Consider the following 13,525-nt stretch of genomic DNA (forward strand, 5'->3'; position numbering starts at 1 on the left):
GGTCGGCGGGGGCGGCGCGTGTGAAGATGCCAGCTATGACTACCCCGGACAGCGAGCCGCTGGGATATCTGCTGCACCGGGTGGCGGCAACGCTGCGGCCAGAGGCGGCCGCGGTTCTCGCTCCGCTCGGACTCGGACTGGCGGAATTCGTCTGTCTGCGGATCATCTCGCTGAACCCCGGGCTCACCAGCGCCGAACTCGCCCGCTCCACCAACGTGAGCGCGCAGGCCACCAACCAGCTGCTGCACCGCCTGGAAGCCGCCGGAGCCGTGCGCCGCCCCGATACCGCGGCAGCGGGAAAAGCACTGCCCGCCGAACTCACTGCGGCAGGTCGAGCGTTGCTCACCCGCGCCGAGGAGGCCGTCCACATCGCCGATCAGCGGATACTGGACCGCCTGACACCCACCGAACAACGCCAACTCAAAGCGTTGTTACGCAAAGCCGGACTGGACGACAACGCGTGCTGTTGATCAGCTCCTCACGCATGTCACCGTGGCTTCGGAGCGGCCAACTCTGCCAGTGCGGACAAGAACAACTCATCCATCCGCGGGCTCAGCTCCGACAACGTAGCGGCCCCGGCGTGACTGGCCGACCCGAAGACCCGATCGAGCGCGTCAGGGTCGGCGGGTGCGCCGATGGACAGGCACAGGCAGGCCACGCCGTCGGCCCGCAGTTCTTCGAGGGCCTTGGCGGCATCGGCCTGGGCATATCGCCCTTCGTAGCCGTCGTCGTACGGGTACCCGTCGGAGAGTACGAGCAGCAGTCGGTGTGGTGTTCCCGCTTTGGTTTTGAGGATCTCACCCGCGCCGCGGATTCCGGCTCCGAGCCTGGTGTAGCCGAATGGTTGTAGTTGGCCGAGCCGAGACCGCTCGGCGGCACCGAAGCGTTGCTCGAAGCTCTTGACGGCGAGCAGGTGCACCGCGCGGCGGCCCTGTGAACGAAAGCCGTAGACAGCCACCCGATCACCGAGTTCCTCGAGCGTCACAGCAAGCGTTGCAGCCGCGCGGCGTTGGTGCTCATGGACGGCGAGGCCTTCGCCGTCGGCGTCGGTTGCCGAACCCGACGCGTCGACGAGGATGAGCACACCGAGATTGCGGGCGAGTTTGCGGCGTTCGGTATACACGTGCTCGGGCGGTGAATAACCTGAGCGCAGATCGACGAACAGGTCGATCAGGGCCTCGTTGTCCACGTCGTCACCGTCGGCGCGGGCACGCAACACTTTGGGCCCGAGGCCCACTCGTGCCAGTCGGCGTCGCAGCATCTGATCAGGCGTCACACCAACGGCTGAGACGTCGACCGCGGCGGTGATCGGATAATCGATTACGCGGCACCAGTTCTCCCGATACCGGTCGCCGAAAACGTTCCATTCCGGATACAGGGCGCCACCGACCGTGAGTGCCGCACCAGGCCTGTCGGCACCGATGAAGCGGATCGGGGTCGGCACCGGCCGCGCGTTCACCCCGGCGCGCGAAGTCCGTCGTATCGAGCCGACGCCCAACTCGCCGCCGGCGCCCTCGCTTCCGGAGGAGCGGGAGCTGCCGAAGAGCGTGCGCAAGAACTTCGCGGGCGCCTGCACACCGATGGGAGCCTCGAAAAGTTTGAGGATCCAGCTCTTCTCTCCCGGTCCGTCGTCTTCATCGTCCTCGTCCATTTCGGACGGGCCGGTGTCCTCGACGTTCATCCGGACATCGGCATCGGTCGCCGGGGAACCCGATTCGCCGCGGGTGCGGATCAGTTTGGACGGTTTGATCGTCCCGAACCAGTCCGGCGGTGCGTCGAGTTTGGTTCTGCCCAGAGCGATCTGAAACGATTCCTCGCAACTGGACGACTGTGCCGCCGCGGAGGTGGCGACCGATGCCGCCAGGGCGATCCGCGGGCCGAGCTCGGCCAAGACCCGATGGCCTTCGAGCCCCAGATAGCGGCGCGCAAGTGAGGGCCGCGCCCGTAGCCGCTTGACGTACCGACCGTCGAGGCTTCCCGCTCCGAGGAGTGCGCTCTGGACCAGCACCTCGCGACGCTGCCAGTCCCGATCGGCGTTCGCCGAAACGAAGACGACCCGCCCGTCGGTGTAGGCGGGCTCGTCCGCGCCCGCCGCGGCGACATCGACGGGCCGCCCGGCGAGGAAACCGGCCAGGAACCGGAAATGGCGCGGCTCGGGGTGACCGGTAGTCACCGTGGTGGTACGACGGCGTCGACGAGTTCTCCGAGACCCCGGATCACGTCGGGATCGTCGGACAGCACCTCCACAACGGCGGACTGGACGGCGTCGCGCAAGCTGAGTCCCTCGGCGACCAGACCGCCGGCGAGAATCAGCATGCGGGTCGAGGCCACCTCGCTCAATGCCGAGCCGTCCAGGTCCCGGATGGCGTTTCCGAGGGCTACCAGCGAAGCAGCAGTGGACGAGTCGATTCCCGCCTCCCAGGCCACGATCTCGGTCTCGATCTCGGCGGCCGGGAAATCGAGGCTGATGGCGACGAAGCGCTGCCGGGTCGAGTCTTTGAGGCTCTTCAAGATGCTCTGGTAACCAGGGTTGTAGGAGATCACCAGTTGAAATCCCGGCGCCGCGGACAAGGTGGTGCCGAGACGATCGATGGGCAACTCACGCCGGTGGTCGGCGAGCGGATGGATGACCACCGTCGTGTCCTGACGCGCCTCCACGATCTCGTCGAGGTAGCAGATGGCGCCGTCGCGCACGGCCCTGGTCAACGGGCCGTCCACCCAGACGGTTTCGCCGCCCTTGAGCAGGAAGCGCCCCACCAGATCCGCCGATGTCATGTCCTCGTGGCCGGCGACGGTGATGAGCTCGCGACCGAGTTCGTGCGCCATCGCCTCGACGAACCGCGTCTTTCCGCACCCGGTGGGGCCTTTGAGCAGCACCGGTGCCCCGCGGCGGGCTGCCGCCCGGAAGGTCTCGACCTCCCGACCCGCGGCACGGTAGAACGGCGGTGGTGAATCCGAATCGGTGATCGGTCGGACTTTACCGACCGTCACCGCCGTTCGCCCTGAAGGATCGGCACGACAGGCGGGATACTGACCCCATCCGGCAGCACCAGTTCGCCTTCGTGATTGACAAATCCCGAGTGCTTGGTCGGTAGCGGCAGATCAGGATTCGGGCACGGTCGGTCGGTGCCCTCGCCGCAGATGCCGGGGTTGAAGTAGGAGCGCTCCTGCACATCCTCGGGCCACGGATCAGCGTGCATGCCGAGCCAGGTCGCGGGAACGTTGTAGAAGAGGAAGAAGCATGCGCTAACAGCCCCGAAGATCGCCAGGAACCGGACGAACTGCTGTTTGACGAAACCGCCTCGGAGCCCGTCGATTCCGCGTTCGACCACGGTGCGCCCGCGATCATCGGTGAAAAACCGCAGACAACACAGCGCCGTCATGACACCGCCCCACATGAAGCCCTCGTAGATCGGCCACTGGTAGTACGTGCCGGCGTTGAAGGACAAAGCTTGAATGGCGCCGGGATACGAGTAGAACCCGATCGGCAGCATGATCAGGGCTTCCATGACGAAGTCGAAGACGATGGCGATCGCATAGGTGACCAGGACCAGTCGCAGGTTACTGATGCCGGGCCACCGGTTCTTGATCTTGCGCATGAGCACGCATCCGACGATGGTGAGCAGCAAGACGCCGTACGCGTAGCCGGGAATGTTGGTCAGCAGTGGCTCTGGCACCGTGTGACCCGGTTCCTCGTGCGCCACCCAGCCCGGAATGTGCGGCGCCCAGGAGCCCCGGTTCCACAGCCATGCGTTGTACGTACACCAGGTGCTGTAGTAGTTGAGCATCGGATCCTGGAACATCATCAGGCCCATCGACACCAGCAGCATGCCGTCGAGGGTGATGCGCCTCTCCCGCACCCAGGGTCGAATGATGAAGAACCACAGGGCGACTGGCGCGCCGACCCAGAGCACGACAGCGTTGGCGATCAACGGGATCTTCATATAGAGGGGGGGCTCGCTCGGGCCACCCGACACCGGCTCGAAATAGGGCCCGGTGACCCAGCGGATGAACAGATACACCGTCAGCGCGAGAACCAAGCCGCCGACGGTCGCCCAGATCTTGAACGCATTCGATGACGACGGACCCGACTTTCCGAGGTCAGCGATCCCGCTGACCGATTCGGTGACGACGGGATTCTTGGACAGATCACTCATGATCGGTTTCCCCTTGGCGATCGTGGAAGCGGCCGGCGGCGTGAGGCCGGCCAACGGGTGCAAATATACTCATGGGTATCTCAGATTCCAATAGGTCACTCAGATTCTGTGGCAGACTTTTTGCCATGGCGGAGCGCTGGACCCGGGAACGCAGACTTGAGCACACACGCTCGGTGCTGCTCGATGCCGCCGAGGAGGTGTTCGCCGAGAAAGGTTTTGCACCAGCCACACTCGACGACATCGCGCGAGCCGCCGGTTACACGAAGGGCGCCATCTACAAGCACTTCGCGACCAAAGAAGACCTGTTCCTGGCCGTGAGTGACCGCTACTGGCGGCGCTACTTCGACAACTTCGCCGAGGTGATGTCCTCTGCGACACAGATCGGGGCGGCCGAACTCGACGAGATCGCCAAGCGGTGGCGTCAGCTGAGCCGTGACCGCGGAGCGGAACACGCGGCACTCGGCCACGAATTCACCCTCTACCTGCGCCGCAACCCCGATGCGCGGGAACGGGTGTCAGCCAAGCGGGCCGAGGTCGTCGAGGCGCTGGGCAAGTTCATCGCCACCGGCATGGAACGCTGGGGCGCGACGCTGAGTATTCCGCCGAAGACCTTCGCCCAGGTCCTCATCGCAACCAGCGATGCCGTGGTCCTTGGCAGCGAACTCGATGACGTCGACCTCTACCGGCCGATCGTCGACATGTACATTTCCGCCATCAAGCTGCCCTGAGGCAGTCTCAGAAGACCCGAACCTGACCTTCGAGCACCGGAACGGTGTCGGGCAGCTTGTAGGTCTGAATCCCGTTGCGGAACATGATGTTCTCCCGCGCATGCTCGGGGAGGTGTTTGACCAGCCAGCGGGGGTCATCGAACGTCCAGTGCGGGTAGTCGCTGGAGAACAGCAGGATCTTGTCACATTCCATCCACTCGAAGGCCCGCGACAGCTCGGTCTTGTCCTCGGGGTAGTCCAGCGGCTGGGTGGTGAACTTGATGTGGTCCTTGACGTACTCGGATGGCTTGCGCTTGATATCCATCCAACCCTTGCGTGCCGCGTAGATGGCATCCATCCGCCACATCAGCGGCAGGATCCAGGTGAACGCATGTTCGACGAACACCACCCGCAGCGTCGGGAACCGGTCGAAAACCCCGTCGAAGATCAGGCTCATCACCTGATTGGCCGCCAGCAGCGAGTACGTGACCATGAAGTCGTGGTTGTAGCTGGGTAATCCGACCGGCGGGAGCGGGAGTTCGTCGTACTCGCCGCGGGACAGGTGGCAGCTCACGGTGATGTCGTGCTTGGTCGCCGCAGCCCAGATCGGGTCATACTTCGGGTCACCCCAGGACGGGCGCGGCTCGGCCTTGATCAGGATCTGCGCCATGTAGGGATGACCGGCCCACCGCTCGATCTCCTGCGCCCCCAACTCCGGCGCTTCGACCGCCAGGCAGATGGATCCGCGCCAGCGCTCGTGCCAGTTGTTGTGACTGTCGAGCCAGTGATTGGCCTGCCAATCGTTCAGCGCGCAGTTCATCACATGGTTGGCCTCGGGAATGTGGGCCGAATATGCCGCTGGTTCCAGCACCGCGATGTCCGCGCCGGCCTCCATGATCAGCTGACGGAACGCGAGATCGGGGTCGCTGCCGGCAAATTCGCCGTCGGACGGGAAGGAATCGGTGCGCATTGCGTAGGCGTGCGCGTAGTCGGGGGCGTCGTAGTAGATCAGATCGCCGACATCGTGGGTGTTGAAGTATCTGGACCGCCACGGCTCGGGGATGTACTGGCCGAGATCGCCCCGGCGAGGCACGGGATGCACGTCGGAATCGACGCACCGCACCGCGATGCGCTCCGCCGCAGGAATCCTGGGCGAGGTGGTGGTGGTCATCGTCATTCCCTCTCGATCACCGGCTGGCCGCGACGGCGATGGACTTGGTCTCGAGATACCCGTCGAGCCCTTCACGGCCGAGTTCCCGGCCGTAGCCGCTGTCCTTGATACCGCCGAACGGTGCGAACGGATCCATCGTGTACCCCTGGTTTACCCCGAAAGTGCCGGTTTGTACACGCTCGGCGATCCCGATTCCCCGCTCGGGATCGGCCGTCCACACCGAGCCGGCCAGGCCGTAGTCGGAGTCGTTGGCAATCGCGACCGCCTCGTCCTCGTCCCGGTACCCGATCACGGTGAGGACGGGACCGAAGATCTCCTCGCGGGCAACACGCATCGAGTTGTCAGCGCCGGCGAACAGGGTGGGCCGGACATACCAGCCGGCGTCCACGCCGTCGGGCAACTCGGTGCCGCCACAGGCCAGCCGGGCGCCCTCGCGCTGCCCGAGCTCGATGTAGTCGCGTACGCGCTGCTGCTGCCGTCGGGACACGAGTGGTCCCAGTTCGGTGGCGGGGTCGGCGGGATCGCCTACGACGAGTGCGGTCATCCGGGCGGCCAGGGCGTCGACGAACTCGTGCTCCCGCGAAGCCGGGACGACGATGCGGGTCAGTGCATTGCAGATCTGGCCGCTGTTGGACAGGCTGGCCGACCGCACTCCGGCCGCAACGGTTTCCGGGTCGGCGTCATCGAGAATGATGGCCGCCGACTTGCCGCCGAGCTCGAGGCTCACCTTGGTCAGGTTGGCCGCGGCCGCTGCTGCGACGGCCCTGCCTGCGGCACTCGAGCCGGTGAACGAGACCTTGTCGACACTCGCGTGGCCCACCAAGTGGGCACCGACGCCGGCATCCCCCTGAACGACGGAGACGACGCCGTCGGGCAGACCGATCTCCTTGAGCATGTCGCTTAAAAGCAGTGCGTCCAGCGGGGATTCAGGTGCGGGCTTGAGCACCACCGCGCAACCGGCCAGCAACGCGGGCACCAGCTTGGTGACGATCAGGAACTGCGGCATGTTCCACGGCACGACGGCTGCGACGACGCCCACCGGTTGTTTCTGGATACGTACGTCCGATCCGAAGAAACCGGCGCGGGTCTCGTGCCACGCGTAGGTCTCGGCGAGGTCGCAGAACGCGGACATCATCATCGTCGGAAGCCCGACCTGCGCGCGGTGGGCGAAAGTGATCGGCGCACCCATCTCGGCCGAGATGAGTTGGGCCATCTCACCGCGTCGCCCGGCGTAGATCTCGGCGAGGCGTCGCACCGCCGCGATGCGTTCCGCCGGGTCGAGCCGTGGCCACGGCCCCTGGTCGATGGCGGCGCGAGCGGCCGCGACGGCAGCGTCCACCTCGGCCGGCCCGGCCGCCGCCACACGAGCGATGGGTTGCTCGGTGTGCGGAGAGATCACCTCCACGGTTTCGGCACGGTCGCCGTCAAGCGACCAGTCGGCCTCGATTCCGAGGTACTCCCCAAGATGCTGATCCATCCAGACTCTCCCGCCTCAGTCGAATTCAGAGTATCAACTACTTGTTATTGATGAAACAGCCGTCTACCGTCGAGCTTGAAGCCCCTGGCCGGCATTGCAGCCCCATGTCGGCATCATCGGTCGAATCACATCTCAGAGGAGCGGGCATGGCTCGGTTTCCCAAGCCGGCTGAAGGCAGCTGGACTCAGCACTACCCAGAGCTCGGCACCGGCCCGGTGTCGTATGAAGACTCGATCAGCCCGGAGATCTACGAACTGGAGCGCAAGGCGATCTTCAAACGCGCCTGGTTGAATGTCGGTCGGGTCGAACAGCTTTCACGAAAAGGCAGCTATTTCACCCGGGAGATGAAGGCCGCCAACACTTCGATCATCGTGGTGCGCACCAAGTCCGGCGAGGTCAAGGCCTTCCACAACGTCTGCCGTCACCGGGGCAACAAGCTGGTGTGGGACGACATGCCCCTGGAGGAGACCAGCGGGGTGTGCCGGCAGTTCACCTGCAAGTACCACGCCTGGCGTTACGACCTCGACGGTGAGCTCAGCTTCGTCCAGCAGGAGGCTGAGTTCTTCGACCTGGACAAGAGCCGCTACGGCCTGGTTCCCGTCCACTGCGAACTGTGGGAAGGGTTCATCTTCGTCAACTTTGCCAGCAATGCTGAAGCACCCGAGCAGTCTCTGCGCGAATTCCTGGGCCCCATGATCACCGATCTGGAGGGCTACCCATTCGACAAGATGACCTCGCGGTTCACCTATCGCTCTGAGGTGAAGGCGAATTGGAAGCTCTACATGGATGCCTTCCAGGAGTTCTACCACGCGCCCATCTTGCACGCGAACCAATCCCCCACCGCCTACTCGAAGGCTGCCGCCGAATCGGGCTTCGAAGCACCGCACTACCGGATCGAAGGTCCACACCGCCTGGTCAGCACCTCGGGGGTGCGCGCCTGGGAAATGGCCGACGAGATGCGTAAGCCCATCGAAGACATCTGTCAGAGCGGGCTTTTCGGCCCATGGGACAAACCGGACCTCGGCGAGATGCCGGCCGGCCTCAACCCCGCCAAATGCGATCCGTGGGGGTTGGACTCCTTCCAGTTGTTCCCCAACTTCGTCGTGTTGTTCTGGGGCCAGGGCTGGTATCTGACCTACCACTACTGGCCGACCTCCTTCAACACGCACACCTTCGAATGCACGCTGTACTTTCCGCAGCCGCGAACACCGCGGGAGCGGTTGGCCCAGGAGTTGGCTGCGGTCTCGTTCAAGGAGTACGGCCTGCAGGACGCCAACACCCTGGAGGCGACCCAGAGCTCGATCGAGACCCGCGTGGTCGACGAGTTCCTGCTCTGCGATCAGGAGATCCTGCTTCGGCACCTGCACAAGGAGACCGCGGCATGGATCGACGACTACCAGAGCAAGACCGCGGGGGTGTGAACCGATGAGTACGAAACTGCCGGCCGAATTCGCCGACCTCGAACAGTTTTCGGACTGGTGTCTGTCCAGTGAGCCACAGCGTTACGGCAAGCGGTTGGACAGCACGATGACCGAGATGCAGGCCTTCTACGACGCGATCGCGCCCCGCGCGGAGGAAGCGATCAGCTTCTGCGACAAGTTCAGTCTCGACGATATGCCCGAGGACGTACTCAACCTGATGCACCTGCTGTATTCGATGGTGACGGTGTCCTTCCCGGTGGAGTGCTGGAAGCAGCCACGGGTGCCCGATTCCGGTGCGACATCGTTGGACTGCGTCGTCGAGCCGGTTCCGTGACCCAGGCTGACACCGCGGCCGAAGTCCCGAAGACAGTCCTTCGCGCCGCCCGTTGGGTAGACGTGACCGGCGGTCAGGTCCGGTCCCCGGCGGTTGTGGTCGTCGAGGGCAACCGGATCACCGCGGTCAACCCCGAAGGGCCGTTGCCGGATTCGGCCACCGTCATCGACCTGGGCGATGCCACCCTGTTGCCCGGGCTGATGGACATGGAGCTCAACCTGCTGATCGGCGGTCCGGGTAATCCCGGCGGCCTACCAACCCCGATGCACGGCGTGCAGGACGACCCTGCGTACCGCACGCTGCGCGGCGCGGTCAACGCCCGCACCACACTGGACGCCGGGTTCACCACCGTCCGCAACCTGGGCCTGATGGTCAAGACCGGTGGTTACCTGCTCGACGTCGCGCTACAGCGGGCGATCGACCAGGGCTGGCATCAAGGGCCACGCATCTATCCGGCCGGCCACGCCGTCACCCCCTACGGCGGCCACCTCGATCCCACGGTGTTCCAGCGGTTGGCACCCGGCATCATGCCGCTGTCGGTCGCCGAGGGCATCGCGAACGGGGTACCCGACGTCATCGCGTGCGTGCGCTACCAGATCCGCCACGGAGCCAAGCTGATCAAGGTGTCGGCCTCCGGTGGCGTGATGTCACACAGCACCGCACCGGGCGCCCAGCAGTACTCCGATGCCGAATTCGCCGCGATCGCCGACGAGGCGCACCGCGCGGGCGTCAAGGTCGCCGCGCATGCCGTCGGTGACACCGCGATCCAGGCCTGCATCCGCGCCGGCATCGATTGTATCGAGCACGGGTTCCTGGCCAGCGACGAGACGATCCAAATGATGGTCGACCACGGCACATTCCTGGTGTCCACCACATATCTGACCGATGCGATGGCGATCGACCGCATCGCACCCGAACTGCGCAAGAAGGCACTCGAAGTCTTCCCGCGAGCAAAAGCCATGCTACCCAAGGCCATTGCCGCCGGAGTGCGCATCGCCTGCGGCACCGACGCCCCAGCTGTCCCGCACGGCGAGAACGCCAGGGAACTGTGCGCGCTCGTCGACCGAGGCATGACCCCGATGCAGGCTCTGCAGGCCGCGACGGTGGTGGCCGCGCAGCTGGTTGACGCCGCCGACGACCTCGGGCAGCTGGCCCCGGGGTACCTGGCCGACGTCATCGCCGTTGCGGGCGATCCCGGCGTGGACATCGCAACGACACTCGATGTCCGGTTCGTGATGAAGGACGGAGTCATCTACAAGAAAGCGGTGCGCTAGCGTCGAAACTGACGGGCACGGCAGGAGACGAGAAACATGGACCTCACCGAGAACACCTTGTGGTGGCTCAAGCAGGCGTTCTACTTCTCGCTCACCGAGGTCAACGAGTCGGTCAAAGAGCACGGGGTCACCACCGCCCAGATCGGCGTCCTGCGCCAGTTGACCAATCAGCCGGGCCTGTCCGGCGCCGAGTTGGCCCGCCGACTGCTGATCACCCCGCAGGGCGTGCAACTAGCACTCACCGCGTTGGAGAAGCGGGGCCTGGTCGAGCGTAAACAGGATCCCCAGCACGGGCGCATTCTGCAGGTCTTCCTCACCGATGAAGGCCGGGCGGTGGCCTCCGCCGTCGTCGCCGATGCCGTCACGGCCCATGACCGGGTGTTCGGCGTACTCAGTGACGAGGAGCAGGAGCAGTTGAAGGCACTCCTCCGCCGGGTGATCGAACAAGGTACGGGCCACACGCCGCACTCCGATCACATCGACCCATGAAATCTCCGTCTCCCGATGGGGCGAGCAGCCAGGCCTACTTGTGGCGTCGCCCGGCGATGCTCAACACCCAGTCGGGAAACCCCAACCCGTGGATGATCCGTTGCGTCCTGAAGAGCTGCCGCGGGAGCGATGCCGTGTTGTAGGGCAGGTCGTACTTGTCGCACAGTTCCCGTACCCGAACGCTGACCTGCGGGAGGCGATTGCTCGGCAGGTCGGGGAACAGGTGATGCTCGATCTGGTAGCACAGGTGACCGCCCGAGATCGCCAGCAGCGGGCTCGCGTTAAAGTTTGCGGTCCCGACCATTTGCCGGAGGTACCACTCGCCCTTGGTCTCGTCCTTGACCACCGCCGGGTCGAACGTCTCGGTGCCGCCGGGGATGTGCCCGCAAATGATGTTCACGTACACCCACAGGTTCCGGATCGTATTCGCGGTGAAATTCGCCGCGAACGTCCGTCGCCACCGCCGCAGACTCAGAGCCGGGAAGAAGACATAATCCTTGGCGAGCTGCCGAACGATCTTGTCGCGAAAGTTCCGCTTCTCCACGGCGAGGCCGTCTGGCGTTTCGTGCCGCAGACGCTCGGAGTGCAGGCCATGCAGGGCGATACCCCACTCGAACATCGCCGCCAGCACCAAGTTTCGCACCGGAGTCGCCAGGTGGACCCAGCGCCACGGCTGGTCTGTCGTGACCCGATGCAGGCGGTAGCCGATGTCCTCGTCCATGCCGAGCACATTGCTGTAGACGTGGTGCCGGTAATTGTGCGAGTACCGCCACTGCGCGGAATGCCCGACCATGTCCCACTCCCAGGTGTTGGAGTGGATTTCGGGGTCGTTCATCCAATCCCACTGACCATGGGAGATGTTGTGGCCGAGTTCCATGTTCTCGATGGACTTCGCGTATGCCAGCGCGCACGTTCCCGCCAACCAACCGGCCTTCGACCGACTGCCGGCGATCATCAGTCGCGCCGCTACATCGAGCGCCCGCTGGAAGCGGATCACCCGCCGGATGTAGGCCGCGTCCTCCGCCCCGAGCGACTCCTCGACGTCCCGGCGGATCACGTCGAGTTCGTAGGCGATCTCTTCGACGTCCTCCCTACTGAGATGCAGGTAGGCGGGAACATCGGCGATCGCCATCAAGGTGTCCTCGGGGTGGTGCGGCAGGTAGAGCGGCGCAATCACCGCGAGCGTCAGCCCGCAGCCTAGAGCCTCAGACTTACCGACGGGTAATCGAGCTGCGGCGACCAGGCGAAATGGCGGCGCAGACGTATGGTCTGCGCACCTCTACCGGAGTTCGACATGCCCCACACCGTGGCCAGTATGTACCACTTGAGATTAATGACAAGTACTTGATACTGTTACCCGCGATGGAGACATCGACGACGCCCCGCATGGAATCCGCCGACGTGATCGACGCCGACGGGTTCACCCCGGTGCGGATCAAGCAGGTGATCCGGGAGACCTCCGACGCGGTCTCACTGGTTCTCGGCATCCCCGAACCGAGCAGGGACCGGTTCCGTTATGCGGCAGGTCAATTCATCACCATTCGGGCAAGAATCGATGGGGCCGAACACTGTCGGTGCTATTCGATGTCGTCGTCGCCGGCCGTCGATCCCGATCTGCGGATCACCGTCAAGCGTGATCGCGACGGCCTGGTCTCCAACTGGATCAACGACACCGCGACCGTCGGCGACGCACTGCGCGTCGCACCGCCCGAGGGGCGCTTCGTCCTCACCGCTACCGAGCGCAACGTCGTCACGTTCGCCGGCGGCAGCGGTATCACCCCGGTGTTTTCGTTGGTGCATTCGACACTGGCCGCCACCACCCGCAAGGCCCGGCTGTTCTACGCCAACCGCAATCTGGACTCCGTGATCTTCCGGGCGGCGCTGGCCGACATGATCGACACCCACAGCGGGCGCCTTCAGGTGCACCATCATCTCGACGACCTCGACGGTGTCGTCTCGCCGCAACACATCGCCGACTTCATCGGCGATACCGAACTTGAAGGCGGGGGCCCGCGCTCCCACACCGACTACTACGTCTGCGGTCCCGCCCCTTTCATGGACACCGTCGAACGGGCTCTGCTCGACGCCGGGATCCCCAAACAGCAGGTGCACCTGGAGCGGTTCAGTTTCGCCGCGATCCCGCCTCCCGACCCGGCCGAACCCGTGGTCACCGAAGAGGTGACGATCGAACTCGGCCACCGCACCGTCACCGCGCCCTACCGCGCCGGCAATACCCTGTTGCAGACCGCGCGGCTGGCCGGTCTGAAGGCTCCGTTTTCCTGCGAAACAGGTTCGTGCGGAACATGTATGGCTCATGTGGTCGAGGGCAGCGCACGCATGCTCAACAACGATGCCCTCGACGACGACGAAGTTTCCGAAGGCTGGGTGGTGACGTGCCAGGCGCTGCCCACCAGCCGCACAGCGCGAGTGGTCTACGAGTGAGAACAGGTGACTGACGTGACGAACAGAGTGGCCGTGGTGACCGGCGGGGCATC

General features: G+C 64.8%; 13 protein-coding genes. 7 read left to right on the plus strand and 6 right to left on the minus strand.

Going from position 1 to position 13,525, the window contains the following annotated elements; genetic code table 11:
- Positions 1 to 35: 35 nt before the first annotated feature.
- Entirely contained in the window at positions 36 to 470 is a 435-nt protein-coding gene (locus G6N44_RS16290) for a MarR family winged helix-turn-helix transcriptional regulator (RefSeq protein WP_163665683.1), read from the plus strand.
- 17 nt (positions 471 to 487) lie between these two features.
- Here the strand turns inward: G6N44_RS16290 and G6N44_RS16295 are convergent, their stop codons facing one another.
- From G6N44_RS16295 to G6N44_RS16305, 3 genes are read right to left on the minus strand one after another with little or no spacing between them, the layout of a single operon-like run.
- Positions 488 to 2,173: a nitric oxide reductase activation protein NorD gene (locus G6N44_RS16295; protein ID WP_163665685.1), complete on the minus strand. Its 1,686-nt coding sequence runs from the start codon at positions 2,171 to 2,173 to the stop codon at positions 488 to 490.
- On the minus strand, positions 2,170 to 2,991 hold the full coding sequence (locus G6N44_RS16300) for a CbbQ/NirQ/NorQ/GpvN family protein (RefSeq protein ID WP_163665687.1): 822 nt from the start codon (positions 2,989 to 2,991) through the stop codon (positions 2,170 to 2,172). The genes G6N44_RS16295 and G6N44_RS16300 overlap by 4 nt, the downstream gene beginning before the upstream one ends.
- A complete protein-coding gene (locus tag G6N44_RS16305; RefSeq protein ID WP_163665689.1) occupies positions 2,988 to 4,157 on the minus strand; it encodes a spirocyclase AveC family protein in 1,170 nt (389 codons plus the stop codon). Before G6N44_RS16305 ends, G6N44_RS16300 begins: the two co-directional genes overlap by 4 nt.
- Positions 4,158 to 4,282: 125 nt before the next feature.
- Between G6N44_RS16305 and G6N44_RS16310 the strand changes: the two genes are divergently transcribed.
- Positions 4,283 to 4,885 (plus strand): TetR/AcrR family transcriptional regulator, encoded by a 603-nt coding sequence (locus G6N44_RS16310; protein ID WP_163665691.1) that lies wholly within the window; start codon positions 4,283 to 4,285, stop codon positions 4,883 to 4,885.
- Positions 4,886 to 4,892: 7 nt separating this feature from the next.
- On the opposite strand, the gene G6N44_RS16315 is transcribed toward G6N44_RS16310, so the two are convergent.
- Together G6N44_RS16315 and G6N44_RS16320 are read right to left on the minus strand one after the other, a co-directional pair.
- The gene (locus G6N44_RS16315; protein ID WP_163665693.1) at positions 4,893 to 6,035 is read right to left on the minus strand and encodes an amidohydrolase family protein; all 1,143 of its coding nucleotides are present in this window, start codon (positions 6,033 to 6,035) and stop codon (positions 4,893 to 4,895) included.
- Between the two features lie 16 nt (positions 6,036 to 6,051).
- On the minus strand, positions 6,052 to 7,512 hold the full coding sequence (locus tag G6N44_RS16320) for an aldehyde dehydrogenase (RefSeq protein ID WP_235682752.1): 1,461 nt from the start codon (positions 7,510 to 7,512) through the stop codon (positions 6,052 to 6,054).
- Between the two features lie 146 nt (positions 7,513 to 7,658).
- On the opposite strand from G6N44_RS16320, the gene G6N44_RS16325 reads away from it, so the two are divergent.
- From G6N44_RS16325 to G6N44_RS16340, 4 genes are read left to right on the plus strand one after another with little or no spacing between them, the layout of a single operon-like run.
- Positions 7,659 to 8,933, plus strand: coding sequence for an aromatic ring-hydroxylating oxygenase subunit alpha (locus tag G6N44_RS16325; protein WP_163665695.1), 1,275 nt, complete (start codon positions 7,659 to 7,661; stop codon positions 8,931 to 8,933).
- 4 nt (positions 8,934 to 8,937) lie between these two features.
- On the plus strand, positions 8,938 to 9,267 hold the full coding sequence (locus G6N44_RS16330) for a hypothetical protein (RefSeq protein ID WP_163665697.1): 330 nt from the start codon (positions 8,938 to 8,940) through the stop codon (positions 9,265 to 9,267).
- Positions 9,264 to 10,541, plus strand: a complete 1,278-nt coding sequence (locus G6N44_RS16335) for a metal-dependent hydrolase family protein (protein WP_163665699.1) — start codon at positions 9,264 to 9,266, stop codon at positions 10,539 to 10,541. The genes G6N44_RS16330 and G6N44_RS16335 overlap by 4 nt, the downstream gene beginning before the upstream one ends.
- A 36-nt stretch (positions 10,542 to 10,577) precedes the next feature.
- On the plus strand, positions 10,578 to 11,030 hold the full coding sequence (locus G6N44_RS16340; protein WP_163665701.1) for a MarR family winged helix-turn-helix transcriptional regulator: 453 nt from the start codon (positions 10,578 to 10,580) through the stop codon (positions 11,028 to 11,030).
- A gap of 34 nt (positions 11,031 to 11,064) precedes the next feature.
- On the opposite strand, the gene G6N44_RS16345 is transcribed toward G6N44_RS16340, so the two are convergent.
- A complete protein-coding gene (locus G6N44_RS16345) occupies positions 11,065 to 12,162 on the minus strand; it encodes a fatty acid desaturase family protein (protein ID WP_163670040.1) in 1,098 nt (365 codons plus the stop codon).
- A 230-nt stretch (positions 12,163 to 12,392) separates the two neighbouring features.
- On the opposite strand from G6N44_RS16345, the gene G6N44_RS16350 reads away from it, so the two are divergent.
- Positions 12,393 to 13,472: a ferredoxin--NADP reductase gene (locus G6N44_RS16350; RefSeq protein WP_163665702.1), complete on the plus strand. Its 1,080-nt coding sequence runs from the start codon at positions 12,393 to 12,395 to the stop codon at positions 13,470 to 13,472.
- Positions 13,473 to 13,525 lie beyond the last annotated feature (53 nt).

The sequence above is a fragment of the Mycolicibacterium alvei genome (genome assembly GCF_010727325.1).
Lineage (GTDB): Bacteria > Actinomycetota > Actinomycetes > Mycobacteriales > Mycobacteriaceae > Mycobacterium > Mycobacterium alvei.